Origin of the sequence: Streptomyces sp. NPDC002742, assembly GCF_042888885.1 — a bacterium.
Classification (GTDB): Bacteria; Actinomycetota; Actinomycetes; order Streptomycetales; family Streptomycetaceae; genus Streptomyces.
Genome location: NZ_JBIAQF010000010.1, coordinates 235,206 through 261,345, shown reverse-complemented (window position 1 = coordinate 261,345; position 26,140 = coordinate 235,206). Strand labels below are relative to the sequence as shown.

The following is a 26,140-nucleotide window of genomic DNA, read 5'->3' as shown; positions in this document are numbered from 1 at the left end:
AGGATTGGCGCCGACGCGTACGCGTGGACATGACCCGCCCATGACTCTCAAGGAACTCCAAGGGGCGAACGGCTCCCGCTGTCGGTGGCCCCGCCGATACTGGGGACATGACCGTCGCCCACGAGGGAGCCACCATCCTCGTCGTCGAGGACGAGCCGAGCATCGCGGACGTCCTCACCATCGCGCTGCGCTACCACCGCTTCGAGGTGATGGCCGCCGGCACCGTCCGCGAGGCGCTCGCGCTCGCCGAGCGCACCCGCCCCGACGCGGCGCTGCTCGACGTGATGCTCCCGGACGGCGACGGCCGGGCGCTCGGCCGTGAACTGCGGTTGCGGCAGCCCGACCTGGCCGTCGTCTTCCTCACCGCGCGGGACGCGCCCGCCGAGATCGTCGGCGCGCTCGGCTTCGGCGACGACTACATCACCAAGCCGTTCAACATCGACGAGGTCGTGGCCCGGATCACCGCCGTCCTTCGCCGTACGCGGCCCGACGACGTCCTGCCGCAGCGCCCGCCGCTGCGCTACGGCGATCTGGAGCTGGACGAGACGACGTACCGGGTCCACCGCGCGGGCACCACGGTCGAGCTCACTCCCACCGAGTACGCGCTGCTGCGCTTCCTCGTCCGCAACGGCGGGCGGATCGTGCCCAAGGAACAACTCCTGCGCCATGTATGGCAGTACGAGCACTCCGCCGAGTCGACGGTCGTGGAGACGTACATCAGCTATCTGCGGCGCAAGCTCGAACCGCTGGGGCCACCGGTGATCCAGACCCGCCGGGGCGTCGGATACGGACTCGCGTGAACCCGCCCGTCCGGCCCGGCTGCCGCCCCCCGCGCTACAAGCACGGCGTCCACTCACTGCGCGGCAAACTGACCATCGCGAACGTCGGACTGCTGGCCCTGGGCATCGTGGTGGCGACCGCCGTGAGCCTGATGGGCATGCGGCACTATCTGCTCGACCAGGTGGACACGCAACTCGCCAAGACCCGGCAGTCGCTGGGCGTCTCGCGGCTCACCATGAGCCAGATCGACTCGCTGAGCGCCCTCGCGTTCGTCCGCGACCGGATCGGGCCCGCGGTGGACGAGTCGCCGAAGCCGGACTCGATCTTCGCGGCCGTCGACCGGCGCGGCGAGGCCGTCGAGGTGGCCGGTTTCGAACCCACCCGGACACAACGGGCGTTCGCCGCCGCCGTGGACGACCCGGCCGCGCTCGCCCGCGCCGACGAACCGCGCGACATCACCGTGCGCGGCGCGGCCTACCGGGCGACCGGGGCACGGCTCGCCGACGGGACGTACGTCCTGTTCGCCGCGTCGACCGACGGGCTGCACAAGGGCATAGCGAAGGCGCTCAAGCTCGATCTGACCGTGGGCACCCTGCTGTTGGCACTGCTCGCGTGCCTGACGATGTTCAGCGTGCGCCGCCGGATGCTGCCGCTGGAGGCCATGGTGGAGACCTCGTCGGCCATCGCCGAGGGCGATCTGACCCGGCGGGTGCCCTCCAGCCATCATCCGACCCAGGAGGTCGAACAGCTGCGGCTCGCGCTCAACTCGATGCTGCACCAGGTCGAGTCGGCCTACCGGACGCGTGAGGACAGCGCCGCCCAGCTGCGCCGGTTCGTCGGCGACGCCTCGCACGAGCTGCGCACACCGCTGGCGGCGATCCGCGGCTACCTCCAGTTGTACGAGAAGGGGATGCTGACCGATCCCGTCGAGCGCAGACGGGCCTGGGACCGGATGAACGCGGAGGCCGACCGCATGGGCCGGCTCGTCGACGAGCTGCTCACCCTGGCCCGTCTCGACCAACGGCCCGAACTGCGCTTCAGGACCGTCGACCTGAGCCGGCTCGTGCGGGACGCGGCCGAGGACCTGCGCGCCCAGCAGCCCGGCCGTCCGGTGACGGTGGGCGCCGACGGCACGCTGCTGGTGCAGGCCGACGAGTCGGGGCTGCGGCAGGTACTGGGCAACCTCGTGGGCAACGTACGCACGCATACGCCCGACGACGTACCGGTGCGGCTCGCTCTGGAGCGCGCGGACGGTGTCATACGGCTGTGTGTCGCGGACAAGGGGCCCGGGCTGGCGGAGGAGGACGCGGCGCGTGTCTTCGACCGCTTCTTCCGGGCCGGAGGCGGCGCGGGCAGCGGGCTCGGAATGGCGATCGTGCAGGGCGTGGTGAGGGCGCACGGGGGCAGCGTCGCGGTACGGACGGCCCCTGGTGAGGGCCTGGCGGTGACGGTGACGCTGCCGGTGCGGTGAGGGCGCGGACGCCGGTGCGGCGAGATCGCCGACGGCGGTTCGTCCGGCGACACTGCGGACTCGGTGGGCGAGCGTGCCGACGCTCGTGGGGCAGGGGTGACGACGCCGGGCCGTGGCCCTGCCAGGGTCTGCCGCGCGGGACGGGACGAGCGTGCCGACGCCCGTGGGGCAGGGGTGACGACGCCGGGCCAGTGGCTCTGACGGGTCTGCCGTGCGGGCCGGGACGTCCTCGCTCGCACTGCCGTGACCTGCGGGAACGGACTTGGGCAGAAGCTGACCGAAGCGGTTGAACACGGGCCGCCACGTCCCCGTACACCACGATGAGGGCGAATCGGTCTCTTCCGATGGCCCCGCCACGCCACCACGACGCATCGCACGGAAGGACCGCCGGGTTGTCGTTCAAAACGAGCTCTCGACAGCTGCCGAACACGGACGAGGCGCCTCCACGCGACGAGCCGACGCCGGAGCCGCTCGCGGCCTCGGACACGGAGGCGGAGGCAGAGACGGAGACGGATTCGGACAGGGTCACGGATCCGGCCGCGGACACGGACAAGGACGCCGCCGCCTCGGGCGAGGGGGAGGCAGCGGCCGAGGCGGCCCCCGAGGGCATCCCGACCGGCGCGACAGCCCCGGCCGCGCCGACCGAGGGGGCCGCCTCCATCCACCCGCAGGACCCGGACGGGACTCCGGCGGAACCGGCTGCCGCTGAGCCGGCAGCCCCGGCAGGGACCGGCACCGGCAAGGACACCGGGGCCGAGAGCCCGGTCGAGGCGGGTGCCGCGGACGATGCCCCCGCCGACAGCTCCGCCGAAGCGGTCTCGACCGGAACCGCGACCGTGACCTCGGCCGAGGAGTCGGCCGAGGAGTCGGCCGAAGCCGACGCGGACACCGTCGAAGCCTCGGGCCCGTGCGCGCAGGCCCCGGACCCGGCCGTCGGGGACGTAGACGGTGACGGGGCCGTTGACGGAGAGGAGCCTCCGGGAGACGAGCCGCCCGTACGCGGCCGGTGGCGCGGGTGGCGGGACCGGTATCCCGTCGCCGCCCGCACCCTCGCGTGGGCCACGACCCTCGCCGCCGTCGCACTCGTCCTGTTCGCGCTGCTCATGCCGACCCAGTCGGACAAGTTCCGGGCGGCCGCTTTCGTGCGTCTCCCGGTGGAGGCGATCTTCGGCGCCGCCCTGCTGATCGTCCTGCCCCGCAAGCCGCGGATCGCCGTGGCGGTGTTCGCCGGGCTCGGCCTGGGCGTGATGACCGTCGTGAACTTCCTCGACATCGGTTTCAACGAATACCTCGGGCGAGGCTTCAACCTCGTCCTCGACTGGTCGCTCTTCAGCGATGCGCAGGGATACCTCCAGGACACGTTCGGCGCGGGCGGCGCGCTCGGCATCGCGGCCCTGGCCGTGGCCCTCGTGCTCGCCATACTCGCCCTCATGACGATGTCGGTGGTCCGCCTGGGCAACCTGGCGGCCCGGAACACCGAGTCGGCGACCCGCACGACGCTGATACTGGCGATCGCCTGGGTCACCTGCGCGGCGCTGGGCGTCCAGTACGCCGCGGGCGTGCCCATCGCTTCGGAGCACACCATGCAGGCCCTCCAGTTCAAGGCGCAGCAAGTGCGGCAGACGCTGCGGGACGAGGCCGAGTTCGCCAAGATCTCCAAGAAGGACAACTTCGCGAACACGCCGCCCAGCCAGTTGCTCACCGACCTGCGCGGCAAAGACATGATCATCACGTTCATCGAGAGCTACGGCCGCAGCGCCATCGAGGACCCGGTCATGGCGCCGGGCGTCGACGCGACACTGACCGCGGAGAACAGCAAGCTGACCCAGGCCGGTTTCGCGGCGAAGAGCGGCTGGCTCACCTCCGCGACGTACGGCGGCAGCAGCTGGCTCGGCCACTCCACGTTCCTGTCGGGCCTGTGGATCAGCAACCAGCAGCGGTACCGCACCGTGACCGCGGGCAAACACCTGACCCTGACCGAGGCCTTCAAGAAGACCGGTGACTACGACACCGTGGGCGTCATGCCGGGTATCCAGAAGGCCTGGCCCGAGCAGAAGTACTACGGCATCGACAAGCTCTACGACGCCAACCACCTCGGTTACAAGGGGCCGAAGTTCAGCTGGTCGACCATGCCCGACCAGTACGCCCTGACCGCGTTCGAGCGCCTGGTGCACAGCAAGAAGCACGACAAGCCGCTGATGTCGACGATCATCCTGACCTCCAGCCACCAGCCCTGGGCGCCGATCCCCAAGACGGTTCCCCAGGACCAGGTCGGCGACGGAACGATCTACGACGCCATCGAGAAGGCCGGCAACAAGCCCGCGGACATCATCACCAGCTCGCCGAAGTCGAAGGTGGAGTACGGCAAGTCGATCCAGTACTCGGTGACGAGCCTCATCGACTACCTGGTGAGGTACGGCAACAAGAACACCGTGCTGATCTTCCTCGGCGACCACCAGCCGATCGCCCGGGTCAGCGGTGCCAACGCCAGCCGCGACGTGCCCGTCTCGATCATCGCCAAGGATCCGAAGGTGCTCGACAAGATCGCCGACTGGGGCTGGACGGACGGCCTGCAGCCCGAGCACAACGCTCCGGTGTGGAAGATGAACGCCTTCCGTGACCGCTTCCTGACGGCGTACGGATCCACTCCGCACCCGTAGAGGTGCCAACTGCTCATCCGCGGGCGGCGGTTACGGCGAGGGCCGTCACCGCCGCCCGCGGACGGAACGCGCAGGGGGCCAATGATCATTTCAGGCCCGTTCCGCAGCGGCCTCTCAGGCCTGGCGCGAGGCCAGCTCGACGACCGTGATGTCCGAGGGCGCGCCGACCCGGGTCGGCGGTCCCCAGGCTCCGGCGCCCCGGGAGACGTACAACTGCGTGTCGCCGTAGCGGTCCAGGCCCGCGAGTGTCGGGTTGGCCGCGGCCGCGACGAAGTTCCCTGGCCACAGCTGTCCGCCGTGCGTGTGTCCGGACAACTGAAGGTCGACCCCGTGGCGTACCGCCTCATGAATCTGCACCGGCTGATGTGCGAGCAGCACACAGGCTCGTGTCATGTCCCGGTCCCCGAGCGCCTTGCCGAAGTCGGGGCCGTGCCCCTCGCTCCGGCCCTGCAGGTCGTTCACGCCGGCGAGGTCGAATCCGGCCAGCTCGGTCCGCGCGTTCTCCAGGGGATGGATCCCCAGCTCCCGCACCTCCCGGATCCACTGCTCGGCTCCGGAGAAGTACTCGTGGTTCCCGGTGACGAAGTAGGACCCGTGCCGGGCTCGCAGCCGGGCGAGCGGTGCGGCCGCGGGGCCGAGGTTCTTCACACTGCCGTCGACCAGGTCACCGACGACGGCGATCAGGTCGGGCTGCGTGGAGTTGATGGTGTCGACGACCTTCTGGGCGAACCCGCGCCCGAGCACCGGCCCCAGGTGGATGTCGCTCACGACGGCGATCCGGAAACCGTGGGCGGACCGGGGCAGTTTGGCGAGCGGCACGGTGACGCGCTTCACCGCGGGCCCGCGCAGGACGCCGTACGTCCCGTAGCCCACGGTCCCCACCGCGACGGCCGCGGCCGCGCCGCCCACGATCCGCGAGACGAAGAGACGCCGCGACGGCGCCCGATCGACCTCGGCGGCTCCGGCGGCTCCGGCCGCTCCGGCCGCTCCGGCCGCTCCGGCCGCTCCGGCCAATTCTGCCGACCCGGTCACCCCAGCCGGTTCCCTCGGCCCTGCCGACTCCGTAGGTCTCGACTGTTCCGCCGGTGCCGACGGCTGTTCCACCGGTGCCGGCTGCGCCGCAGGCTCCGGCTGTCCCGCCGGTGCCGGCTGTTCCGCGGGCTCCGGCGAAGGCGACGCGCCGGGGCGGGAACGTACGGTCCCGCCCGGCCGCGCACCCTCGGCCGCGGCTGGGGTCGCGGCCCCGTCGGTCTCCTGACGTCCGGCAGCCCCGCGCTCCACGGCCCACCGCAGCAGCGGCCGTACGACCTCCCCGGCCAGCAGCGCCAGCAGGAGGTAGAGGGCCAGCGCCATCCACAGGAACCCCGGCCAGGACAGCGTCTGCTGGAGCCAGAAAGGAGCACCCGCACGCTCGCTCGCGACGGCGCCGATCATCAGCACCGGCCCGGCGGCGAAGACGGCCGCGCCCACCCGGCGGACCGCTCCGGGGCCGCTCGTGGTGTCCCGGATCAGCCTCCGCCAGGCATACCGGTGGAGTCCGCCGAGCACGGCCGCCGCGGCCACGCCCGCCAACACGAACAAGATGACCATGACGTCGTATCCCCGGTTATGACGTCTGGCGCAAAGCGCGTACGCCGCGCAACCCGATGACCCCGACGGCCGTCCCCAAGACAAACGAAACGACGGCGAGCGTCAGATGCACCCAGAAGTACGCCGTCGGATCGCCCGCGCCATCGAACGCGAGCCCGCTGGCGTCTTTCCAGAGATTCTTGACGAAAGTGACCCAAATGACCCAACTCCACACTCCGAAGGCGAGCAGGAACCAGGACACGGGGCGGCTGAGCTTCATGCGTTCAGTATCGCCGTCGCCCACCGTGATCCGGCGCCGGGGTGGAGAGGGCGAGACTGCTTCCCCGAATGGTGATGGGACTTCCGGTCATGACCCCTGTACTTTCTCGATCGTGCCCGCCTCGAAAAAGACCATCCGACGATCCCTGTTGGTTGCTTCCGCCTCCTTGTTGACCCTTTCGCTCACCGCGCCCGCGTTCGCCGACGCCGCCGACGACGTGGCCCCGACCGAGAGCCCCACGGCCTCGCCGTCCGCAACTCCCCCGGCGAACATGTCGACCCTCGGTGGTGAGCGACTCGGCCGGCCCGGCAGTCAGGTGAACCTCGGCGGCGGCGCCCCCGTCCTGCCCAAGGACATCACCGCCCGTTCCTGGATCGTCGCCGACGCGGAGTCGGGCGACGTCCTGGCCGCGCACGACGCCCACTGGCGGCTGCCCCCGGCGAGCACCCTGAAGATGCTGTTCGCCGACACGGTGCTGCCCAAGTTCCCGAGGACCACCTCGCACAAGGTGGCCCCCTCCGACCTGGCGGGCATCGGCGCGGACTCCAGCATGGTGGGCATAAAGGAGAACGAGACGTACACCGTCCACGACCTGTGGCTCGGTGTCTTCCTGCGTTCCGGCAACGACGCCGTACATGTGCTGTCCGCGATGAACGGCGGCGTGGACCGGACGGTCAAGGACATGCAGGCGCACGCCGAGGACCTCCAGGCCCTCGACACGCACGTGGTGAGCCCGGACGGCTACGACGCCGGGGGCCAGGTGTCGTCGGCGTACGACCTGACGCTGTTCGCCCGTTCAGGGCTCCAGAAGAAGGATTTCCGGGAGTACTGCTCGACGGTGCGGGCGACGTTCCCCGGCGCGACGACCAAGAACAAGAAGGGCACGACGAGCCGCGCGTCCTCCGAGATCCAGAACACCAACCGGCTGTTGTCCGGTGACAGCGACGTCACCGTGTACCAGGGCATCGCGGGCGTGAAGAACGGCAACACCACCAACGCGGGCGCCACCTTCACGGGCGTCGCCGAGCGCGACGGCAAGGTGCTGCTCGTCACGGTCATGAACCCGGAGAAGAAGGAGCACAACGAGGTCTACAAGGAGGCCGCTCGGCTGCTCGACTGGGGATTCCAGGCCGCGGGCAAGGTCCAGCCGGTGGGCGAACTCGTCGCGCCCAAGGGCGTCGACACCACCGCTCAGCCGGGCGCGAAGGCATCGGGCGGGGCGAGCTCCGACGCGGGCTCCGGCACGAACTCCGCGAACGCCTCCACGAAGCCGGTGGCGGCCTCCTCCGGCGCGGCGAAGAGCGGTTCGAGCGGCATCGGCGTCGCGCTCGGCCTCGCGGGCGGCTTCCTCCTTCTGCTCGCGGCGGGCGTCTTCCTGGTCAACCGCCGCTGGCCGCTGCCGGACCTGATGCGCCGCCGCCGCTGACCACCCGGGGCTCCGGAGCCTTCCCGTTCTTCGGAGCCCCCGAGGCCCTCCGGCCCTCCGAGCCGGCCTGATCGGCGGAGTCCGACGGTTCCCGCGGGCCGGACGCTTCCGGTGAGCCGGCCGGATCCGGTGAGCCGGCCGGATCCGGTGAGCCGGCCGGATCCGGTGAGCCGGCCGGATCGTCCGGCCCCGCGGGCGCATCCGGCCCCGCGGGCTCGTCGGCACCCGCCGCTTCCCGTGCCGACGCCCCGCTCGGCGTCGCCGTCCAGGCGGCGGAGTACAGGAGCAGTTTCGACGTGAAGTTGATCCACAGGAGCAGCGCGATCGGCACCCCGAAGGCGCCGTACATGCTCTTCGACGCCACGCCTCGCATATAGCCGCTGAGCAGCAGTTTGAGCAGCTCGAACCCGATGGCGCCGATCAGCGCGGCGACGATCAGCCTGCGGCGCGGCGGCTCGACGCCGGGCAGCAGTGTGAGGACGTACAGCAGGACGAGGAAGTCGGCGAGCACGGCCACCGCGAAGGCGATGACCTGGAGCAGGGTGCTCCCCCAGCCGTGCTCGTCGAGGCCCAGGTGCCGCGCCGACCAGCCCATCGCCGTGGACGCGAGCGTGGAGACGGCGATGGTGAGCAGCACGGCGCCGCCGAGACCGACGAGGACTCCGCCGTCCTTGAGCTTGCGCACGAACGGGTTCTCCTCGCTGTCGGGCAGCTCCCAGACCGCGCGCAGGCACTCCCGCATCGAGCCGACCCAGCCGATGCCGGTGATCAGCAGCAGGGCGCCCGCGATGATCCCGATGGTGCCGGCGTTCTGGACGAGGCCCTGGATGTCGAGCTGGTCGGAGATGCCCGGCACCTGCTCGGCGAGCTTGTCCTGGAGGTCCTTCTGCTGCCCGCTGCTCAGCGTGGCGGCCCCGATCGCCGCGGCCAAGGTGAGCAGCGGGAAGAGCGCCACGAAGCTGATGAAGGTCATCGCCGCGGCGAGCCGTGTCCATTTCACCCGGTCCAGCCGCTCGTACGACCGCCACGCGTGCGTGGCCATCAGGCTGACGACCAGAGGTCCTACGCCGGGAATCCTTTTCAGCCAGTCCATGATCCAACTCTGCCCTCGCCTCGGAAAACCAGTGACCGGGTACCCCAAAAACGCAGGACAGTGGCGAACGCCATGCCGATTCCCGCGCCCGAGACGGTGTCCGCGGGCGGTGAGGTGAACCCGGGCCCGTAGTGACCGACGGCGAGGCAGAGCAGTTGCACGAGCGCGCCCGCGATGTTCACCGCGAAGAAGATCACGTACCGGTTCCATGACGGCGGTCCCGGGGCCGCGACGCCCGCCCCGCCCGCGTCGCGGAGCCCGGAGCCGGGCCGGTCCTCCGTGGCGCTCACCAGTTCGCCACCGCGAGCCCGTACATCGCCAGCCACACCAGGCCGATGAGGGCGAGCGGGCGGTCGCGCAGGACCACGTCCTCCGGCTCACCCGCCGTACCCCGGTCGGCGAAGACGGCGTAGCGCAGGACTGCCAGGATGAAGGCGACCATGGACAGCTGACGCCACGGCAGCACACCGGTGCTCGGCACCCCGCCGCCCTCCAGGGCCCACAGGCAGTAGCCGAGGACGGAGACCCCGGCGGCCAGCTGCCAGACGAAGCACAGGTAGCCGGTCGTGTACTCGGTGAGCAACGCGCGCGTGGCACCGGCCGTCCCCGCCATCTGCACGGCTTCGGAGTAACGCTTCGCCGAGACCATGAACAGCGCCCCGAAGCCGGTGGTGATCAGGAACCAGCGCGACAGCGGGATGCCGAGGGCCAGACCGCCGATCATCGCCCGCATCAGGAACCCGGTCGTGACGACGACGAGGTCCACGACGAGCACGTGCTTCAGGCTGACGCAGTAGGCCAGTTGCATGCCGACGTACGCGATCAGCAGCGCGCAGACGGCCGGCGGGCAGAACCAGGCGGCGACGGCGGGCGCGAGGACCCCGAGGGCGCCCCCGACGGCGTACGCGACCGGGACGGGGACCTGGCCCGCGGCGACCGGGCGGTGGCGCTTCACCGGGTGGGCGCGGTCGGCGACGGCGTCCCGGGCGTCGTTGATCAGGTACACGGCGGCCGCGCAGACCGTGAACAGGGCGAAGACGAGGCCGAGTCGACCGAGCGCGTGCGCCGAGAAGAGCCGGCCCGCCGCGGCCGGGGCGGCCGCGACGAGCACGTTCTTCACCCACTGGCGCGGACGCGTGGTTCTGACGAGGCCCCGGACGAGCCCGGTCAGGTTCCTCGGCGGTGGGGCCACGGCCGGGGTGCGCTCCAGAAGCGCCGTGCGCTCAGCCATGGCCGGCCCCGATCCAGCGGGCGCCCAGTCCGGCCGCCGCGGCGCCCAGGGCCGCGCCCGCCGCGACATCCGTGGGGTAGTGGACGCCGACGACCAGGCGTGACAGGCACATCGCGACGGCGATCGGCGGGACGGCGTACCCGCCGAGCGCGCCGTAGGCGACCGCCGCGGCGGTCGCGGAGGTGGCGTGCGAGCTGGGGAAGGAGTGCCGTCCGGCCGTGCGGACCCGGGGCGCCACGTGCGTGGGGCGCGGGCGGCGCACGATCCGCTTCACCCCCATGCCCGCGAGATGCGCGGAGGCGGTGAGCGCCGTCGCGCGCAACCACGCGCCGCGCCGCTCACGGTCGGTGGCCGCCCCCGCGAGTCCCGCGGCGAGCCACAGCGCGCCGTGCTCCCCGCTCCGGGACAGGACGCACGCGACGGCCGCGACGCGCGGGTCCCTGCCGTACGCGTGGACCGCGGACAGCAGCCGACGGTCCACGCCATCGAGTCGGCGATCCATCTCTCTCCTTGCGTGGGAATCCCGGCCTTCGGGCCGGGCGGGAAACGCGTCCTGAGTGCCGGAGCCGGTGAAGCGGCGCAGGAGGCTTTGCTTCCGCCTTCGGCAAGCGGTCAGGGCGTGGCCGTCATGAACTCCCTCGGAGTCGAGTGCGAAGCCCCCTCGTTCACGAGCGGGAGGAGTCGTCACGTGATCCCACTCTTCTAGGGAGGGGTCGCAGAATTACGATATTCTCGTACGACATCCCATTAATCACCCATTTCGGTGAGGGCTTGTGAGGGCTGGGTGGATTGCCCCGAAACGCACCCTCAACGGCGCTACGGTCACGGTCATGCCTGCCGACACCGTCTCCGTCACGGGTTGGGGCCGCACCGCCCCGACCACCGCCCGTCTGGTGCGCCCGCGCACGTACGGGGAGGCGGCGCGGGCCGTCCGGGAGTGCGGGGCACGGGGAGGGATCGCCCGGGGACTGGGGCGGGCGTACGGCGACGCCGCGCAGAACGCGGGCGGGGCGGTGCTCGACATGACGGGCCTGGACCGGATCCACACCATCGACGTGGACGGCGGCACGGTGCTGTGCGACGCGGGGGTGTCCCTGCACCGGCTCATGGAGGTCCTGCTCCCCCTCGGCTGGTTCGTGCCGGTGACACCGGGGACCCGCTACGTCACCGTGGGCGGCGCGATCGGCGCGGACATCCACGGCAAGAACCACCACGGGTCGGGCTCGTTCACCCGCCACGTCCCGTCCTTCGAGCTGCTCACCGCGGACGGCGAGATCCGGACGGTCGGACACGGCACCCCCCTCTTCGACGCCACGGCGGGCGGCATGGGCCTGACCGGTGTGATCCTCACGGCGACCGTCCGCCTCCAGCCGGTGGAGACCGCCGTGATGCGCGTCGACACCGAACGCGCGGTGGACCTGGACGACCTGATGACCCGCCTCACCGCCACCGACCACCGGTACCGCTACTCGGTCGCCTGGATCGATCTCCTCGCGCGCGGGGCGCGGCTGGGGCGCTCGGTCCTGACCCGCGGCGATCACGCGCCGCTGGACTCGCTGCCCCCACGCGCGCGCAGACACCCGCTGGCGTTCCACCCCTCACACCTGCCGGCCACCCCCGCCTTCGTACCGGAAGGGCTCCTCGGGCGGACGACGGTGGGCCTCTTCAACGAGCTCTGGTACCGCAAGGCGCCCCGCGCCCGGACGGGTGAACTCCAGCGGATCCCCGCCTTCTTCCATCCCCTCGACGGGGTGCCGCACTGGAACCGCGTCTACGGGCGCGGCGGCTTCGTCCAGTACCAGTTCGTCGTCGGACACGGCCGGGAGGAGACGCTGCGCCGGATCGTGCGGCGCGTCTCCGAGCGCCGCTGTCCGTCCTTCCTCGCCGTCCTGAAGCGCTTCGGAGAGGGCGATCCGGGCTGGCTGTCCTTCCCCGTGCCCGGCTGGACCCTCGCCCTGGACCTCCCGGCGAACCTGCCGGGCCTCGGCGCCTTCCTCGACGAACTGGACGAGGAGGTGGCGGGCGCCGGGGGGCGCGTGTACCTCGCCAAGGACGCGCGGCTGCGGCCCGAGCTGCTGGCCGCGATGTATCCGCGGCTCGGCGCGTTCCGGTCCCTGCGCCGGGAGCTGGACCCACGGGGAGTCTTCACCTCGGACCTGGCCCGCCGCCTGGGCCTGTAGAGCACCCTTCCCGGCCGCCCGTCCTCGTCCCCTCGTCCCCAGGAGCTGTCATGAAGGACGCCTTCGGAATCCCCCAGTCCCTGCTGGTCCTCGGCGGCACGTCCGAGATCGCGCTGGCCACCGCGCGCCGGCTGATCACCCGGCGCGCCCGCACGGTGTGGCTGGCCGGACGGCCGACGCCCGCCCTGGAGGAGGCCGCCGAGCACTTGCGGCGACTGGGCGCGGACGTGCGTACCGTCTCCTTCGACGCCCTCGATCCCGAATCCCACGAGGCCGTGCTCGGCAAGGTCTTCGCCGAGGGCGACATCGACATGGTGCTGATGGCCTTCGGGGTGCTCGGCGACCAGGCCGTCGACGAGAAGGAACCGGTCGCGGCGGTTCGGGTGGCGCAGACCAACTACACGGGCGCGGTGTCGTCCGGCCTGGTGTGCGCACGGGCACTGCAGACGCAGGGGCACGGCTCCCTTGTGGTGCTGTCCTCGGTCGCGGGCGAACGCGCCCGCCGCTCGAACTTCATCTACGGCTCCAGCAAGGCGGGCCTGGACGCCTTCGTACAGGGCCTCGGCGACGCCCTGTACGGCACGGGCGCGCACGTCATGGTCGTACGCCCCGGGTTCGTCCGTACGCGGATGACGGCCCATCTGCCGGAGGTGCCGCTGTCGACCACTCCGGAGGCGGTGGCCGCGGCGATCGAGCTGGGGCTGCGGCGCCGGTCCGAGACCGTGTGGGTGCCGGGCGCGCTCAGGATGGTCATGTCGGCGCTGCGGCACACGCCGAGAGCGGTGTTCCGGCGGCTGCCCGTCTGAGGTTCCGCCGACGGGCGGGGACCACGGAGAGCGGGGCGCCCGAGACCAGAGACCGGCACCCCGCGGGCCGGGACCCGGAGCGGACGGGCCGGTCGTCCTAGAGCGCCGGGAGTGTGGTGTCCCGCTCGGGCGCGCACGCCTGCGGGGGCACCACCGCGCCGCCGAAGACGAACTCGCGGAGCTTGCGCCACACGCCGTCGGCGCCCTGCTCGTAGAGGGCGAACCCGGTGCAGGGCCATCCGGCCTCGTACCCGGCGAGCGCCTCGAAGGCGCGGTCCATCGCCTCGTCGTCGATGCCGTGCGCCACGGTGACATGGGGGTGGTACGGGAACTGCAGCTCACGGGCGACCGGTCCCGAGGCGTCCCGGACCTGCTTCTGCAGCCAGGTACAGGCCTCCGTGCCGTCGGCCACGCGTACGTACACGACCGGCGACAGGGGGCGGAAGGTGCCCGTGCCGCACAGCCGCATCGGGAACGGGCGCCCGGCGGCCGCGACCTCGACGAGGTGCGCCTCGATCGCGGGAAGCGCCGAGGCGTCGACCTCGGTCGGCGGCAGCAGGGTGACGTGCGTGGGAATGCCGGAAGCCGCGGGGTCGCCGAAGCCCGCGCGCCGCTCCTGGAGCAGGCTGCCGTGAGGCTCCGGGACCGCGATCGAAACACCGATCGTTACGGTCCCCACGTCGTCTCCTGTCGTTGTCGATGGTCAGGGCTGTTCGGTGGTGCTGCGCGGGCGGAGGCGGTTCGCCGGCCCGCCCGGCTTTCGACTGTACGGCGGTATGACCCGCAATCGGCCGTCGTAGGAGTGTCGCGCTCGTCTCGTACTGACTGACGAGGGTGCTGTGGTAGAGGACCGTGCCCCGCCGTACGCCGGGGCACGGCCGCGCCTACGGTGGCGGCCTCGGCCGTCAGTGCTTGGCGGGCAGGAATCCGACCCGGTCGTATGCCTGGGCGAGGGTCTCGGCGGCGACGGCGCGCGCCTTCTCGGCGCCCTTGGCCAGGATCGAGTCGAGTGTCTCCGGGTCGTCCAGATACTGCTGGGTGCGCTCCCGGAACGGTGTCACGAAGTCGACCATGACCTCGGCGAGGTCCGTTTTCAGCGCACCGTAGCCCTTGCCGGTGTACTTCTCCTCCAGTTCCGCGATCCCGGTCCCGGTGAGCGTCGAGTAGATGGTCAGCAGGTTGCTGATACCCGGTTTGGCGCTCGTGTCATACCTGATGACGGTGTCCGTGTCGGTGACCGCGCTCTTGACCTTCTTGGCGGTCGCCTTCGGGTCGTCGAGCAGATTGATGAGGCCCTTCGGCGTCGACGCCGACTTGCTCATCTTGATCGACGGGTCCTGGAGATCGAAGATCTTCGCCGTCTCCTTGAGGATGTACGGCTTGGGGATCGTGAACGTGTCGCCGAAGCGGCCGTTGAAACGCTCCGCGAGGTCGCGCGTGAGCTCGATGTGCTGGCGCTGGTCCTCACCGACCGGGACCTCGTTGGCCTGGTACAGCAGGATGTCCGCGACCTGGAGGACCGGGTACGTGAAGAGGCCGACGCTCGCGCGGTCGGCGCCCTGCTTGGCGGACTTGTCCTTGAACTGGGTCATACGGGCCGCCTCGCCGAAACCGGTGAGACAGTTCATGATCCAGGCGAGCTGCGCGTGCTCGGGGACATGGCTCTGGACGAACAGCGTGCAGCGCTCGGGATCGAGACCGGCGGCGAGCAGCTGTGCCGCGGCGAGCCGGGTGTTGGCACGCAGGTCCGCGGGGTCCTGCGGAATCGTGATCGCGTGCAGGTCGACGACCATGTAGAAGGCGTCGTGGGACTCCTGGAGCGCCACCCACTGACGGACGGCGCCGAGGTAGTTGCCGAGGTGGAACGAGCCTGCCGTGGGCTGGATTCCGGAGAGCACGCGAGGACTGTCAGAGGCCATGCTCACCATTCTCTCAGGTACGGGGGCCCGCTCCGGAACTGGCCGGAAAGTCATGGGTCCCTGTCGGGGCGGCGCCGCGATTCCTGGAACGGCGCCCTCCGGGTCTCCGGCCGGTCGGCACAGACGGTGACCGTTTCGCTCACCTGAGCGGTTTTCGAACACTCGCCGTCATAGAAGTGCAACGGTGAGGTGACATTCCTGCTGGAGGGGGTGTTTTTCGAGGTCCCGGAAGCTTAAGAATGCCGAAACGCCAGGTAGCCGGATTCGGCAGGGCGGAGCACTGCTCGGACGTCGCCGTCGAGGGGAACCCCGGCGGGCCCCCGGCGGTGTACCCAGGATTTGGCACAACGGTGTGCGGGCCGACTCTGCGTCGGCCGGTTGGGGGTTCCATGCGCGGGCTTCGTGAACTGGTCACGGTGATGGGAACGTTGGGGGCGACCGCCGTGGCGGTGATGTCGACGGCACCGTCCGCCCTGGCCGGCCCGGCGGCGAGTGCGCCGGTGGTCTCACCGGCGGTCCTGGAGAGCGCGGAGCACGCTGTGGAGCGCACCTCGGGGGACAGCCCTGACGTCGCCCTGACGATCGCGGGTGACACGGGACGGACGACCACGCTGCACAACGAGGACCCGGACTTCGGACGGCTGTGGCGGCTGCTGTCTCCCCGGTACACGGGAACGCAGAAGGCGCCCGACGGGTGGCGGGACGGCCACCTCCCCGAACCGCAGGCCACGGTGATCTGGGGGGTCACGGGTAACGAGGGCGGGACACGGACCGCACATCGGACACCCGGCGGTGATGTCACCATGGAGCGCCAGGACCAGGTGTACATCGCCCTGGACGGTACGCCGTGGGTGCGGTCGAACCTGTCGCCGGACTCGATGAACCACGACATCCGCTGGCATCCGGCGTCGCGCTCGGTGTTCGACGAGCTGACGAAGGACGGAAGGCTCTTCGGCTCCGGGTCGACCGTGTCCGCCGCCAAGGTGGAACTGGACCCCGGGTTCTGGGCGGTGCCCGGACTCGCGGCGGGCGTGGCGCTCGGCGCCGGGGCCACGTGGTTCATCTGCAACGCGGCGGTCCGGGCCCGGCGTGAGAACGGCGGGTCACTGCTGGGGCCCCGCCAGGAGCTGATCGAAGTCCAGTGACCGGCCGGCCCGGCCCGACCTGAGCCGGGCCCGACCTGAGCCGACGTGACCCGAGCCGACGTGACCCGAGCCGGTCCGAGCGCCTCGGGCCGGGCGGCCCGTCATCGGTCCGGCCCCCGTGCCGGTCCGGGGCCGGACCGGTCCGGCCCCGGTGCCGTGCGTCAGCCGAGGTCGATCTCCGGGTAGAGCGGGAACGGGGCCAGCAGGTCGGTGGCGCGGTGGGCGATCTCGTCGGAGATCTTCGCGTCCAGGACGTGCTGGGCCTTGGAGGGGGCGCCCTTGGCGGTGGTGCCGGCCTCGGCGGCGGTGAGGACGCGGTCGATCAGACCGGCGATCTCGTCCATCTCGGTCGCGCCGAGACCACGGGTGGTCAGCGCGGGGGTACCGATGCGGATGCCGGACGTGTACCAGGCGCCGTTCGGGTCGGCGGGGATGGCGTTGCGGTTGGTGACGATGCCCGAGTCGAGCAGGGCGGACTCCGCCTGGCGGCCGGTCAGGCCGTAGGAGGAGGCGACGTCGATGAGGTTGAGGTGGTTGTCCGTACCGCCGGTGACCAGAGTGGCGCCGCGCCGCATCAGCCCCTCGGCCAGGGCACGGGAGTTGTCGACGACGGCCTGGGCGTAGTCACGGAACTCGGGGCGCCGCGCCTCGGCGAGCGCGACGGCCTTGGCCGCCATGACGTGCGGAAGGGGGCCGCCGAGCACCATCGGGCAGCCGCGGTCGACCTGTTCGGCGAGGGTCTCGTCGCACAGGACCATGCCGCCGCGCGGGCCGCGCAGCGACTTGTGCGTGGTGGTGGTGACGATCTGGGCGTGCGGGACCGGGTCGAAGTCACCGGTGAGGACCTTGCCCGCGACCAGGCCGGCGAAGTGCGCCATGTCGACCATGAGGGTGGCGCCGACCTCGTCGGCGATCTCCCGCATGATGCGGAAGTTCACCAGACGCGGGTAGGCGGAGTAGCCGGCGACGAGGATCAGCGGCTTGAACTCGCGGGCGGACGCGCGCAGTGCCTCGTAGTCGATGAGACCGGTGGCGGGGTCGGTGCCGTAGGAGCGCTGGTCGAACATCTTGCCGCTGATGTTGGGCCTGAAGCCGTGCGTGAGGTGGCCGCCGGCGTCCAGGGACATGCCGAGCATGCGCTGGTTGCCGAAGGCCTGGCGCAGTTCGGCCCAGTCGGCCTCGGTGAGGTCGTTGACGTTGCGGACGCCGGCCTTGGCGAGGGCCGGGGCCTCCACGCGGGCGGCGAGGACGGCCCAGAAGGCGACGAGGTTCGCGTCGATGCCTGAGTGCGGCTGGGCGTAGGCGTGCTCGGCGCCGAACAGTTCGCGGGCGTGCTCGGCGGCGAGGGCCTCGACGGTGTCGACGTTGCGGCAGCCGGCGTAGAAGCGGCGGCCGACGGTGCCCTCGGCGTACTTGTCGCTGAACCAGTTGCCCATGGCCAGCAGGGTGGCCGGGGAGGCGTAGTTCTCGGAGGCGATCAGCTTGAGCATGTCGCGCTGGTCGGCGACTTCCTGGCCGATGGCGTCGGCGACACGGGGCTCCACGGCCCGGATCACCTCAAGGGCACTGCGGAAGGCGGTGGACTCGGTGGAAAGGGGCTCTGGCATGACGGCCTCCGGACGTGGCGTTCAGCGTTCACGGGTCGGCCCAGGCGCACGGCACTCGGTTGCCACGACTCTCGCCCGGATACTCCGGGCCCCTCGGGACGGCCTGCTTCTCCGTTCAGAGGTCCGGGAATCACCCCGGGGAAGCCACAGCGCGGGTGCCGCTCCCCGATGGTCGGTCCCATCCCAGCGCGCCAGTCACGGCCCCGCCGGTCAGCCTACCGGGCGCGCCGGATCACCGGGGTCCCCGGTCCACCATGCGAGCGACGATAGGAAATAGGCCACAAGCCCAGCCCCGCGCGGGCGACACGAGCCCGTGCCCGGGGAGAACGCGCCGTGCGGCGTGCCGGGGAGGACCGCGCCACTCCCCCGTGCCGCTCGTCAGAGAACGGAGTTCCCGTGACCGCCATGGAAGCCAGGGAGACCACGGAGGCGTTCATCGCCTCGGCCGACGCGCACAGCGCGCACAACTACCACCCCCTGCCGGTCGTCGTGGCGACGGCGGACGGAGCCTGGATGACGGATGTCGAGGGGCGCCGCTTCCTCGACATGCTGGCCGGATACTCCGCGCTGAACTTCGGCCACGGCAACCGGCGGCTGATCGAGGCGGCGAAGGCGCAGATGGACCGGGTGACGCTGACGTCGCGGGCGTTCCACCACGACCGGTTCGCGGACTTCTGCCGGGAGCTGGCGTCGCTGTGCGGCATGGAGATGGTGCTGCCGATGAACACCGGCGTGGAGGCGGTGGAGACCGCGGTGAAGACGGCCCGGAAGTGGGGGTACCGGGTCAAGGGCGTCCCCGCCGAGATGGCGAAGATCGTGGTCGCGGGCAACAACTTCCACGGGCGTACGACGACGGTCATCAGCTTCTCGACGGACCATGAGGCGCGGGCCGACTTCGGCCCGTACACACCGGGGTTCGAGATCGTGCCGTACGGGGACGTCACGGCCATGCGGGCGGCGGTCACGGAGAACACGGTGGCCGTCCTGCTCGAACCGATCCAGGGGGAGGCTGGGGTGCTGGTGCCGCCGGCCGGCTATCTGCCGGCCGTGCGGGAGCTGACGCTGGAGCGTGACGTGCTGTTCGTCGCGGACGAGATCCAGTCGGGGCTGGGACGGACCGGCCGTACGTTCGCGTGCGAGCACGAGGGTGTGGTGCCGGACGTGTACGTCCTCGGGAAGGCGCTGGGCGGCGGGGTGGTGCCGGTGTCGGCGGTGGTGTCGAGCGCGGAGGTGCTCGGGGTGTTCCGGCCCGGGGAGCACGGATCGACGTTCGGCGGGAATCCGCTGGCCTGCGCGGTGGCGCTGGAGGTGATCGCGATGCTGCGGTCGGGCGAGTACCAGCGGCGGGCTGCCGAGCTCGGTGAGCATCTGCACCATGAGCTGGGCCTGTTGAAGGACTCCGGTCATGTCACGGCGGTGCGCGGGCGCGGGCTGTGGGCCGGCGTCGACATCGCCCCGGTGCACGGCACGGGCCGGGAGATCTCGGAGAAGCTGATGGACCGGGGCGTCCTCGTGAAGGACACCCACGGCGTCACCGTCCGGATCGCCCCGCCGCTGGTCATCGGCAAGGACGACCTGGACTGGGGGCTGGCCCAGCTGCGGGCCGTGCTGGGGGCGTAGATCCCGGCGGGACGGGCCCGTCCCGCCGGGATCCGGACCAGGACCGGCACCGGCACCGGGACCACCGCCCGGTCCCGGACCGGCACCGGCACCGGGCGGGACCTGAGCTCCCCGCAGGCCCTGCCCGGACCCGCCCGGGTCCGGGCAGGGCACGCCCGGGTCCGGCGGCTAGAGGATCACGTGCGGCAGGAATCGGGCGTACTCGTCCGTGATCGGGCCCGAGGACTCCCGGATGCCGAGGCCCGCCGACTCGTCCTCGACGACCCAGGCGCCGAGGACGACACGGTTGCCGTCGAAGGACGGGAGCGGCGCCAGCTCCTGGTAGCAGCAGGCCTCTTCGCGTACGACGGGGGCGGCGCCGGCTTCGTGGATCGTCACGCCGGCGCCCTCGCGGCCGAGCAGGGGCTTGGAGACGTACCCGTTCGTACGGGCCAGCTCGCGCGGGCCGTCGAGGTAGGCGGGGAGAAGGTTCGGGTGGTCCGGGTGGAGCTCCCAGAGGACGGCGAGGAGAGCCTTGTTGGAGAGGAGCATCTTCCAGGCGGGCTCGATCCACAGCGTCGTACCGGTGCCGCCGCCGTTGTCGAGGGTGTCCAGGACATGGCCGCCGAATTCGTCGGAGACCAGCCACTCCCAGGGGTAGAGCTTGAAGCAGCTGCGGATGAACCCGAGCCGGTTGTCGACGAAGCGGCCGGACAGGTGGTCCCAGCCGATCTCCTCCATCGAGATCCAGTCGGTGTCGAGACCGGCCTGTTCCGCGGTCTCCTTCAGATAGGCGACCGTCATCAGGTCCTCGCCGAGTTCGTCCTCGGCGGAGTGCGCGAAGAAGAGCGGGCTGCCCGGCGGGAGCAGGGCGCCCTGCTTCTTCCAGGCGGCGACGAGGCGTTCATGGAGGGAGTTCCACTGGTCGGCGCCGGGAAAGCGGTCCTCCATCCAGAACCACTGGGGGCTCGCGGCCTCGACCAGGGAGGTCGGCGTGTCGGCGTTGTACTCAAGGAGTTTCGCCGGGCCCGTGCCGTCGTAGCGGAGGTCGAAACGGCCGTAGACGGACGGGAGTTCGGCACGCCGGTGCCAGGCCTCGGCGACGGCCGCCGCGACCCGCGGATCATCGATGCCGAGGTCGGCGAAACGTTCCCGCTCGACGATGTGACCGGCCGCCGTCAGACACATGGCGTGCAGTTCCTCGACGACTTCCTCCAGCGCCTCCACCTCTGGCAGCGAGAAGGCGTAGTAGGCGCTCTCGTCCCAGTAGGGGCGCAGGGAGTCGTCGGGGTGGCGGGTCAGCGGGTAGACGAGCCCCTGCTGCTCGACGGTCTGCTGCCAGCCGGGGCGGGGGGCGATGGTGCGGCGTTCCATGGTGGGTCTCTGTTCGGGCGGGGCGGGCCGGCCGGCGCGAGGGGCGGACACGGCGGGAGGGGCGGGGCGTTTCGTGGGGGCGCGGCGGCCGCGTCTCGTCGGCGCCGGACGCGCTGGGCGCATTGGGTGCCGTGGGTGCGGGGGCGCCGGACGCGCTGGGTGCGGGGGCCGCGGACGCGCTGGGTGCGGGCGCGTCGGAGGCATCGGTTACGGGCGCGCTGTCCGGTCGGAGGGCGCCCGCGGGATCACCGGCGCCTCAGCCGCCGGAGCCGCCCTTTCCGCCGCCGAAGCCACCGCGGTGGACACCGCTGTGGCTACCACCGGTACCGCCGGAACCGCCGGAGCTCCGGGGCTTGGTGAAGGAGCCGCCGTCGACCCAGCCGCTCTTCCTGTCGCCGTCGTAGTACCAGGCGCTGTTGGCCGAGACCTTGGTGGAATCGCAGTTCTTGTCGGAGACGACCTTGTAGCCCTTGCCGAGGCGGTAGCTGTCGCGGTCGACGCAGCGCTGGTCGGGTTCCGAGGAGCAGGCGGTGAGCGCCGCCGCGAGGAGCCCCATGCCGCCGAGGACGACCGTGCCAGAGCGCAGTTGGCGCCGTACGTCCACCATGTCCGCTTCTCCCGTTTGTTCTGTTCGTGTTCGGTGAGGGGAACAGACTAGAGAGCGGGTGGAGCCCACCCGCGGTGGCCCCCGGGGATGCGCTGTCCCCTACAGTCGCTTCGTGCTCTTTGGAATGGTGTGCGCCCTTGGTGCCTCGGTCTGCTTCGGTACGGCGACGGTTCTGCAGGCGATGGCCGCGCGGGCCGCGGGCGAGAGCGGGACGGGCGGCGGAGCCGGCGGTGCGGCGGCACTGCTGCTGCGGGCGCTGCGGCAGTGGCGCTATGTGGCGGGGCTGGGCCTGGACGGGGTCGGCTTCCTGCTGCAGATCGTCGCGCTGCGGTCGCTTCCGATCTACGCCGTCGGCGCGGCCCTCGCCGCGAGCCTGGCCGTCACGGCGGTGGTGGCCTCGCGGCTGCTCCATGTGCGGCTGAGCCGGGTCGAGTGGGGCGCGGTGGCGGTGGTGTGCGCGGGTCTCGCGATGCTGGGGCTGGCATCCGGGACGGAGGGGGACCGGACGGGGTCCCTGACGTTGAAGTACGTGATGCTGGCGACCTCCCTGGCCGTGCTGGTGCTGGGGCTGGTCGGCGGACGGCTGCCCGACCGGGGGCGGGCGCTCGCCCTGGGGCTCGGGGCGGGATTCGGGTTCGGGGTGGTCGAGGTGGCGGTGCGGCTGATCGCGGACCTCGATCCGGGGACGCTGCTGGCCAATCCGGCGACGTACGCGCTGCTGATCGGTGGCGGGGCCGCGTTCCTGCTGCTCACCACGGCCCTGGAACGGGGTTCGGTGACGACGGCCACCGCCGGCCTGGTCATCGGGGAGACCATCGGGCCCGCGCTGGTGGGGGTGGTGTGGCTGGGCGACCGTACGCGCGAGGGACTGTCCTGGCTGGCCGTTCTCGGTTTCGCGGTGGCTGTGGCGGGGGCCCTGGCGCTGGCGCGGTTCGGCGAGGCGCCGGGCACGACGACGTCCGCGGCCGCGTCCGGGCGCACGGAGGCGGAGGCGGAGGAAGAGGAAGAGGAAGAGCGGAAGGCGTAGGTCCCGCGAGGGGAAGAGCGTCCGCGAGGGCTGCCCTCCCGGTGGTGGGTCCTTTTCAGGGAAGTGCTCGGCACAGCGCGTCGAGCGCGCCCGACCAGGCGTGATCCGGCGGTGTGCCGTAGCCGACGACCAGGGCGTCCTGGGGCGGGGTGACGGCGGCGGGGTGGCGGTGGCGGGAGAGGCCGTGGACGGCGAGGCCCTGCCAGGCGGCGGCCTGGACGACCGACCGCTCGGTGCCCGGCGGCAGTTGGAGCACGGCGTGCAGCCCTGCGGCGATGCCGGTGGCGTGCACGGCGGGGGCACGGGTGGCGAGCGCCGCGACGAGGGCGTCTCGGCGGCGCCGGTAACGCAGCCGGGCGGCGCGGACATGGCGGTCGTACGCACCGGAGGTGATGAACTCCGCCAGGGTCAGCTGGTCCAGTGCTCCGGTCGACCAACCGCCCTCTCCTTTCAGGGAGATGACCTCGTCCGCGAGGGACGGCGGCAGCACCAGCCAGCCCAGGCGCAGCGCGGGCGCCAGCGATTTGCTCGCGGTGCCCAGATGGATCACGTGGTCGGGGTCCAGGCCCTGCAACGCGCCGACGGGCTGCCGGTCGTAGCGGAACTCGCCGTCGTAGTCGTCCTCCAGGACGAGCCCGCCGGTGCCGCGGGCCCAGCCGACGACGGCGGCCCGGCGGTCCGGGTGCAGCGGCACGCCCATCGGGAACTGGTGGGCGGGAGTGAGCAGTACGGCTCGTACACCCGTCATGTCACCCGTGTCGGTGCCGAGTTCGTCGAAAGGCAGGGGGGTCGTGCGCAGGCCCGAGCGGTGCAGGAGATTCCAGTGCACGTCCAGGCCGTAGGACTCCACGGCGAGCGAGCGCAGCCCCCGCCGCCGCAGGACCGCTCCGAGCAGCGTGAGTCCGTCCGAGAAGCCGGAGCAGATCACGATGCGCTCCGGGTCGGCGCGGACGCCCCGGGCACGGGAGAGATAGCCCGCGAGGGCGGTGCGCAGTTCGGGGCGGCCGCGCGGATCGCCGTAGCCGAGGGCGTCGTGCGGTGCGACGGACAGGGCGCGGCGGGCCGCCTTGAGCCAGGCGGTGCGCGGGAAGGACGCGAGGTCGGGGGTGCCCGGAACGAGGTCGTACGCGGGACGGCGCTGTTCAGGGGGGCACGGCGCGGCCCTGGGCGCCGGTCGTACGACGCTCCGCCCGGCCACCCGTGTGCCCGAGCCCTGGCGGGCGGTGAGCCAGCCCTCGGCGACGAGGTCGCCGTAGGCGTCGGCGACCGTGTTGCGGGCGACGCCCAGGTCGGTGGCGAGCGAACGGGAGGACGGGAGGCGGGTTCCGGGGGCCAGCCGGCCGCTGCGGACCGCCTCGCGCAACGCGTCCGTCAGCCCTTTGCGGACGCCGGATCCGGTCGGCTCGACGTGAAGGTCGACTCCCAGAGTGGCCCATGTTCTCGCCATGGAAATGGACCATACCCCTGGGCTACTCCCCTCGTAGGGTCGATCTCATGACGACGCGGGACATGACCACGCAGAACACGACGACGAACACCACGACCAGCACCGACGACTCCGCGCGGTACGCGCCCGAGCCCGTCCCGCGACTCGACTGGACCAAGCTCGCCCCCGACGTCTACAAGGCGATGGTCAGGCTCGACGCGGCGGCCCGGCGCGGGCTGGACCCCCTGCTCCTGGAGCTGGTGAAGATCCGCGCCTCGCAGCTCAACCACTGCGCGTTCTGTCTCGACATGCACACCAAGGACGCGCTCGCGGCGGGCGAGAGCGTGGAGCGGATCGTGCAGCTCGGCGCGTGGGAGGAGTCGCGGCACTTCTACACGGAGAAGGAGCTCGCGGCGATCGAGCTGACGGAGGCCGTCACCGTGCTCACGGAAGGGTTCGTGCCGGACGAGGTGTACGAGCGCGCGGCCCGGCACTTCGAGGAGGCCGAGCTGGCCCAGCTGATCGCCGCGATCACCGTGATCAACGCCTGGAACCGGTTCGGCGTGACCTGCCGCCTGGTGCCCGGCCACTACCGGGCGGGCGGGCACAAGTGAGGCTCCGGCTCGGCCCGGAGGGCAATGGCGTCCCGGACGGAAGTGCACGGTGGTGAACAAGGCCGAGGTGTTCCGGGCGCTGCACCACGGCCGCGGGCCGGTGAACGTGTTCGCCCGGCTCGACGGGGTATCGGCGGCGGAACTGGGTGAGCTCGGGGCCACCCGGGTCACGTTCGGCCCCGGCCCGCAGCGCCGGGCGACGGAGGCGCTGCGGGACATCGCGGCCGGGCTGAGGTAGGCCGGACGGCGGCTCGCCCCGCAACGCTCCCCATGGTGCGGGGGCGGGGCGGGCACCGCTCCTGGCGCTCGCCCCGCACCCGCCCCCGCAGCCGCGCGCGAGAGGCGCGCGCGAGGCGGCGACTACGAGTGGGACGGAAGCCACGCCCGCCAGGTCGACGCGTGGCGCTCCGCCCACTTCTTCGCCGCTTCCTCGGGCGTCAGCTTGTCGTTGGCGATCATCAGCGAGACCTCGTTCTGGTCCGCGGTGGTCCACTTGAACTTCTTCAGGAAGGCGGCGGCCTTGCCGCCGGTCCTCGCGAAGTCGGCGTTGAGGTACTTCCGCAACGGGGTGTGCGGGTAGGCGCAGGCGACCTTCGCCGCGTCGGCGTCGCAGCCGTCCTGGTAGGCGGGCAGCTTCACCTCGGTCATGGGGACCTTCTCGAACAGCCACTGCGGGGAGTACCAGTACGTGAGGAACGGCTTCCGCTCCTTCGCGAACTGCTTCATCTGCGTGATCTGCGCGGCCTCCGAACCGGCGAACACCACTTGGTAGTTCAGGTGCAGGTTGTTCACCAGCGCCTTGTCGTTGGTGACGTACGACGGGGAGCCGTCGAGGAGCTGCCCCTTGCCGCCGCTCTCCGGCGTGCGCAGCCGGTCGGCGTACTTGTCGAGGTTCTTCCAGTTCGTGACGTCGGGGTGCTGCTTGGCGAAGTACGTGGGGACGTACCAGCCGATGTGCCCGGTCACGCCCAGGTCCCCGCCGGGCGCGATCGTCTTCTTGCCCTCGACGTACCGCTTCTCCTGGTCGGGGTGGCCCCAGTCCTCCAGGATCGCGTCGACGCGGCCCTGGCTGAGCGCGTCCCAGGCGGGCACCTCGTCGACCTGGACGGTGTCGACGCGGTAGCCCATCTCGTGTTCGAGGAGGTACTGCGCCACGGCGACGTTCGACTGGGCGCCCACCCAGGACTGCACGGACAGGGTCACCGTTCTCGCGCCCCGGGCGTTCGCGAAGGGCGAGGCCTGCTTGGTCATGTCGGCGGCACCGCAGCCGGTGAGCAGCAGCAGGGCCGACGCTCCGGCCACCGCGGATGTCGTACGGACGCGCAT

The 26,140-nt window shown here is 71.6% G+C and carries 21 protein-coding genes and 3 pseudogenes; 11 read left to right on the top strand and 13 right to left on the bottom strand.

The features are described from left to right. Positions 1–107: 107 nt before the first annotated feature. From ACFYW8_RS20220 to ACFYW8_RS20210, 3 genes are all read left to right on the top strand, one after another. Positions 108–800 (top strand): response regulator transcription factor, encoded by a 693-nt coding sequence (locus ACFYW8_RS20220; protein ID WP_389076967.1) that lies wholly within the window; start codon positions 108–110, stop codon positions 798–800. Next, positions 797–2,251: a HAMP domain-containing sensor histidine kinase gene (locus tag ACFYW8_RS20215; RefSeq protein WP_365870737.1), complete on the top strand. Its 1,455-nt coding sequence runs from the start codon at positions 797–799 to the stop codon at positions 2,249–2,251. Before ACFYW8_RS20220 ends, ACFYW8_RS20215 begins: the two co-directional genes overlap by 4 nt. Before the next feature lie 392 nt (positions 2,252–2,643). Further along, positions 2,644–4,911: a sulfatase-like hydrolase/transferase gene (locus ACFYW8_RS20210; RefSeq protein WP_389076959.1), complete on the top strand. Its 2,268-nt coding sequence runs from the start codon at positions 2,644–2,646 to the stop codon at positions 4,909–4,911. 114 nt (positions 4,912–5,025) lie between these two features. Here the strand turns inward: ACFYW8_RS20210 and ACFYW8_RS20205 are convergent, their stop codons facing one another. Next, positions 5,026–6,501, bottom strand: a complete 1,476-nt coding sequence (locus ACFYW8_RS20205) for a metallophosphoesterase (protein ID WP_389076954.1) — start codon at positions 6,499–6,501, stop codon at positions 5,026–5,028. A gap of 16 nt (positions 6,502–6,517) precedes the next feature. After that, positions 6,518–6,760 carry an SCO4848 family membrane protein gene (locus tag ACFYW8_RS20200; protein ID WP_365870740.1) on the bottom strand — a complete coding sequence of 81 codons (243 nt, stop codon included), beginning with the start codon at positions 6,758–6,760 and terminating at the stop codon, positions 6,518–6,520. A 112-nt stretch (positions 6,761–6,872) separates the two neighbouring features. Here ACFYW8_RS20200 and ACFYW8_RS20195 point away from each other — a divergent pair, with 112 nt between their 5' ends. After that, positions 6,873–8,186, top strand: a complete 1,314-nt coding sequence (locus ACFYW8_RS20195; protein WP_389076944.1) for a D-alanyl-D-alanine carboxypeptidase family protein — start codon at positions 6,873–6,875, stop codon at positions 8,184–8,186. Between the two features lie 178 nt (positions 8,187–8,364). Here ACFYW8_RS20195 and ACFYW8_RS20190 read toward each other — a convergent pair. From ACFYW8_RS20190 to ACFYW8_RS20175, 4 genes and pseudogenes are all read right to left on the bottom strand, one after another. Next, a pseudogene (locus ACFYW8_RS20190) lies at positions 8,365–9,279 on the bottom strand (YihY/virulence factor BrkB family protein); the annotation flags it as partial. Further along, positions 9,267–9,479 (bottom strand): annotated as a pseudogene (locus ACFYW8_RS20185) (GtrA family protein); the annotation flags it as partial. The pseudogenes ACFYW8_RS20185 and ACFYW8_RS20190, both read right to left, overlap by 13 nt. Before the next feature lie 86 nt (positions 9,480–9,565). Beyond that, the gene (locus ACFYW8_RS20180; protein WP_365870743.1) at positions 9,566–10,510 is read right to left on the bottom strand and encodes a decaprenyl-phosphate phosphoribosyltransferase; all 945 of its coding nucleotides are present in this window, start codon (positions 10,508–10,510) and stop codon (positions 9,566–9,568) included. After that, entirely contained in the window at positions 10,503–11,012 is a 510-nt protein-coding gene (locus tag ACFYW8_RS20175) for a phosphatase PAP2 family protein (RefSeq protein ID WP_389076939.1), read from the bottom strand. The genes ACFYW8_RS20180 and ACFYW8_RS20175 overlap by 8 nt, the downstream gene beginning before the upstream one ends. Positions 11,013–11,340: 328 nt before the next feature. Here ACFYW8_RS20175 and ACFYW8_RS20170 point away from each other — a divergent pair, with 328 nt between their 5' ends. Beyond that, positions 11,341–12,690, top strand: coding sequence for an FAD-binding protein (locus ACFYW8_RS20170; protein ID WP_389076933.1), 1,350 nt, complete (start codon positions 11,341–11,343; stop codon positions 12,688–12,690). A 50-nt stretch (positions 12,691–12,740) separates the two neighbouring features. Next, a complete protein-coding gene (locus ACFYW8_RS20165; protein WP_389076930.1) occupies positions 12,741–13,496 on the top strand; it encodes a decaprenylphospho-beta-D-erythro-pentofuranosid-2-ulose 2-reductase in 756 nt (251 codons plus the stop codon). 97 nt (positions 13,497–13,593) lie between these two features. Here the strand turns inward: ACFYW8_RS20165 and ACFYW8_RS20160 are convergent, their stop codons facing one another. Continuing rightward, entirely contained in the window at positions 13,594–14,175 is a 582-nt protein-coding gene (locus ACFYW8_RS20160) for a 2'-5' RNA ligase family protein (protein WP_365870746.1), read from the bottom strand. Positions 14,176–14,401: 226 nt separating this feature from the next. Then, positions 14,402–15,415, bottom strand: a complete 1,014-nt coding sequence (trpS, locus tag ACFYW8_RS20155; protein ID WP_365870747.1) for a tryptophan--tRNA ligase — start codon at positions 15,413–15,415, stop codon at positions 14,402–14,404. Between the two features lie 389 nt (positions 15,416–15,804). Here trpS and ACFYW8_RS20150 point away from each other — a divergent pair, with 389 nt between their 5' ends. Next, the gene (locus tag ACFYW8_RS20150; RefSeq protein ID WP_389076922.1) at positions 15,805–16,560 is read left to right on the top strand and encodes a hypothetical protein; all 756 of its coding nucleotides are present in this window, start codon (positions 15,805–15,807) and stop codon (positions 16,558–16,560) included. Between the two features lie 161 nt (positions 16,561–16,721). Here ACFYW8_RS20150 and ACFYW8_RS20145 read toward each other — a convergent pair whose 3' ends face one another. Further along, positions 16,722–18,167 carry a glycine hydroxymethyltransferase gene (locus ACFYW8_RS20145; protein ID WP_365870749.1) on the bottom strand — a complete coding sequence of 482 codons (1,446 nt, stop codon included), beginning with the start codon at positions 18,165–18,167 and terminating at the stop codon, positions 16,722–16,724. 405 nt (positions 18,168–18,572) lie between these two features. Here ACFYW8_RS20145 and rocD point away from each other — a divergent pair, with 405 nt between their 5' ends. Then, positions 18,573–19,787: an ornithine--oxo-acid transaminase gene (gene rocD, locus ACFYW8_RS20140; protein WP_389077280.1), complete on the top strand. Its 1,215-nt coding sequence runs from the start codon at positions 18,573–18,575 to the stop codon at positions 19,785–19,787. Between the two features lie 168 nt (positions 19,788–19,955). Here rocD and ACFYW8_RS20135 read toward each other — a convergent pair whose 3' ends face one another. Both ACFYW8_RS20135 and ACFYW8_RS20130 read right to left on the bottom strand, forming a co-directional pair. Next, positions 19,956–21,140, bottom strand: a complete 1,185-nt coding sequence (locus ACFYW8_RS20135) for a glutathionylspermidine synthase family protein (RefSeq protein ID WP_389076915.1) — start codon at positions 21,138–21,140, stop codon at positions 19,956–19,958. A gap of 256 nt (positions 21,141–21,396) precedes the next feature. Beyond that, on the bottom strand, positions 21,397–21,747 hold the full coding sequence (locus ACFYW8_RS20130; protein WP_389076910.1) for a hypothetical protein: 351 nt from the start codon (positions 21,745–21,747) through the stop codon (positions 21,397–21,399). Positions 21,748–21,871: 124 nt separating this feature from the next. On the opposite strand from ACFYW8_RS20130, the gene ACFYW8_RS20125 reads away from it, so the two are divergent. Continuing rightward, complete coding sequence (locus ACFYW8_RS20125) at positions 21,872–22,774, top strand: hypothetical protein (RefSeq protein ID WP_389077275.1); 903 nt, start codon at positions 21,872–21,874, stop codon at positions 22,772–22,774. Positions 22,775–22,829: 55 nt separating this feature from the next. On the opposite strand, the gene ACFYW8_RS20120 is transcribed toward ACFYW8_RS20125, so the two are convergent. Then, on the bottom strand, positions 22,830–24,221 hold the full coding sequence (locus ACFYW8_RS20120) for a PLP-dependent aminotransferase family protein (RefSeq protein WP_389076906.1): 1,392 nt from the start codon (positions 24,219–24,221) through the stop codon (positions 22,830–22,832). Positions 24,222–24,283: 62 nt separating this feature from the next. On the opposite strand from ACFYW8_RS20120, the gene ACFYW8_RS20115 reads away from it, so the two are divergent. Further along, positions 24,284–24,814, top strand: a complete 531-nt coding sequence (locus ACFYW8_RS20115) for a carboxymuconolactone decarboxylase family protein (protein WP_389077271.1) — start codon at positions 24,284–24,286, stop codon at positions 24,812–24,814. A gap of 91 nt (positions 24,815–24,905) precedes the next feature. Next, positions 24,906–25,052 (top strand): annotated as a pseudogene (locus ACFYW8_RS20110) (isocitrate lyase/phosphoenolpyruvate mutase family protein); the annotation flags it as partial. A 122-nt stretch (positions 25,053–25,174) separates the two neighbouring features. On the opposite strand, the gene ACFYW8_RS20105 reads toward ACFYW8_RS20110, so the two are convergent. Further along, positions 25,175–26,140, bottom strand: coding sequence for an ABC transporter substrate-binding protein (locus ACFYW8_RS20105; RefSeq protein ID WP_389076900.1), 966 nt, complete (start codon positions 26,138–26,140; stop codon positions 25,175–25,177).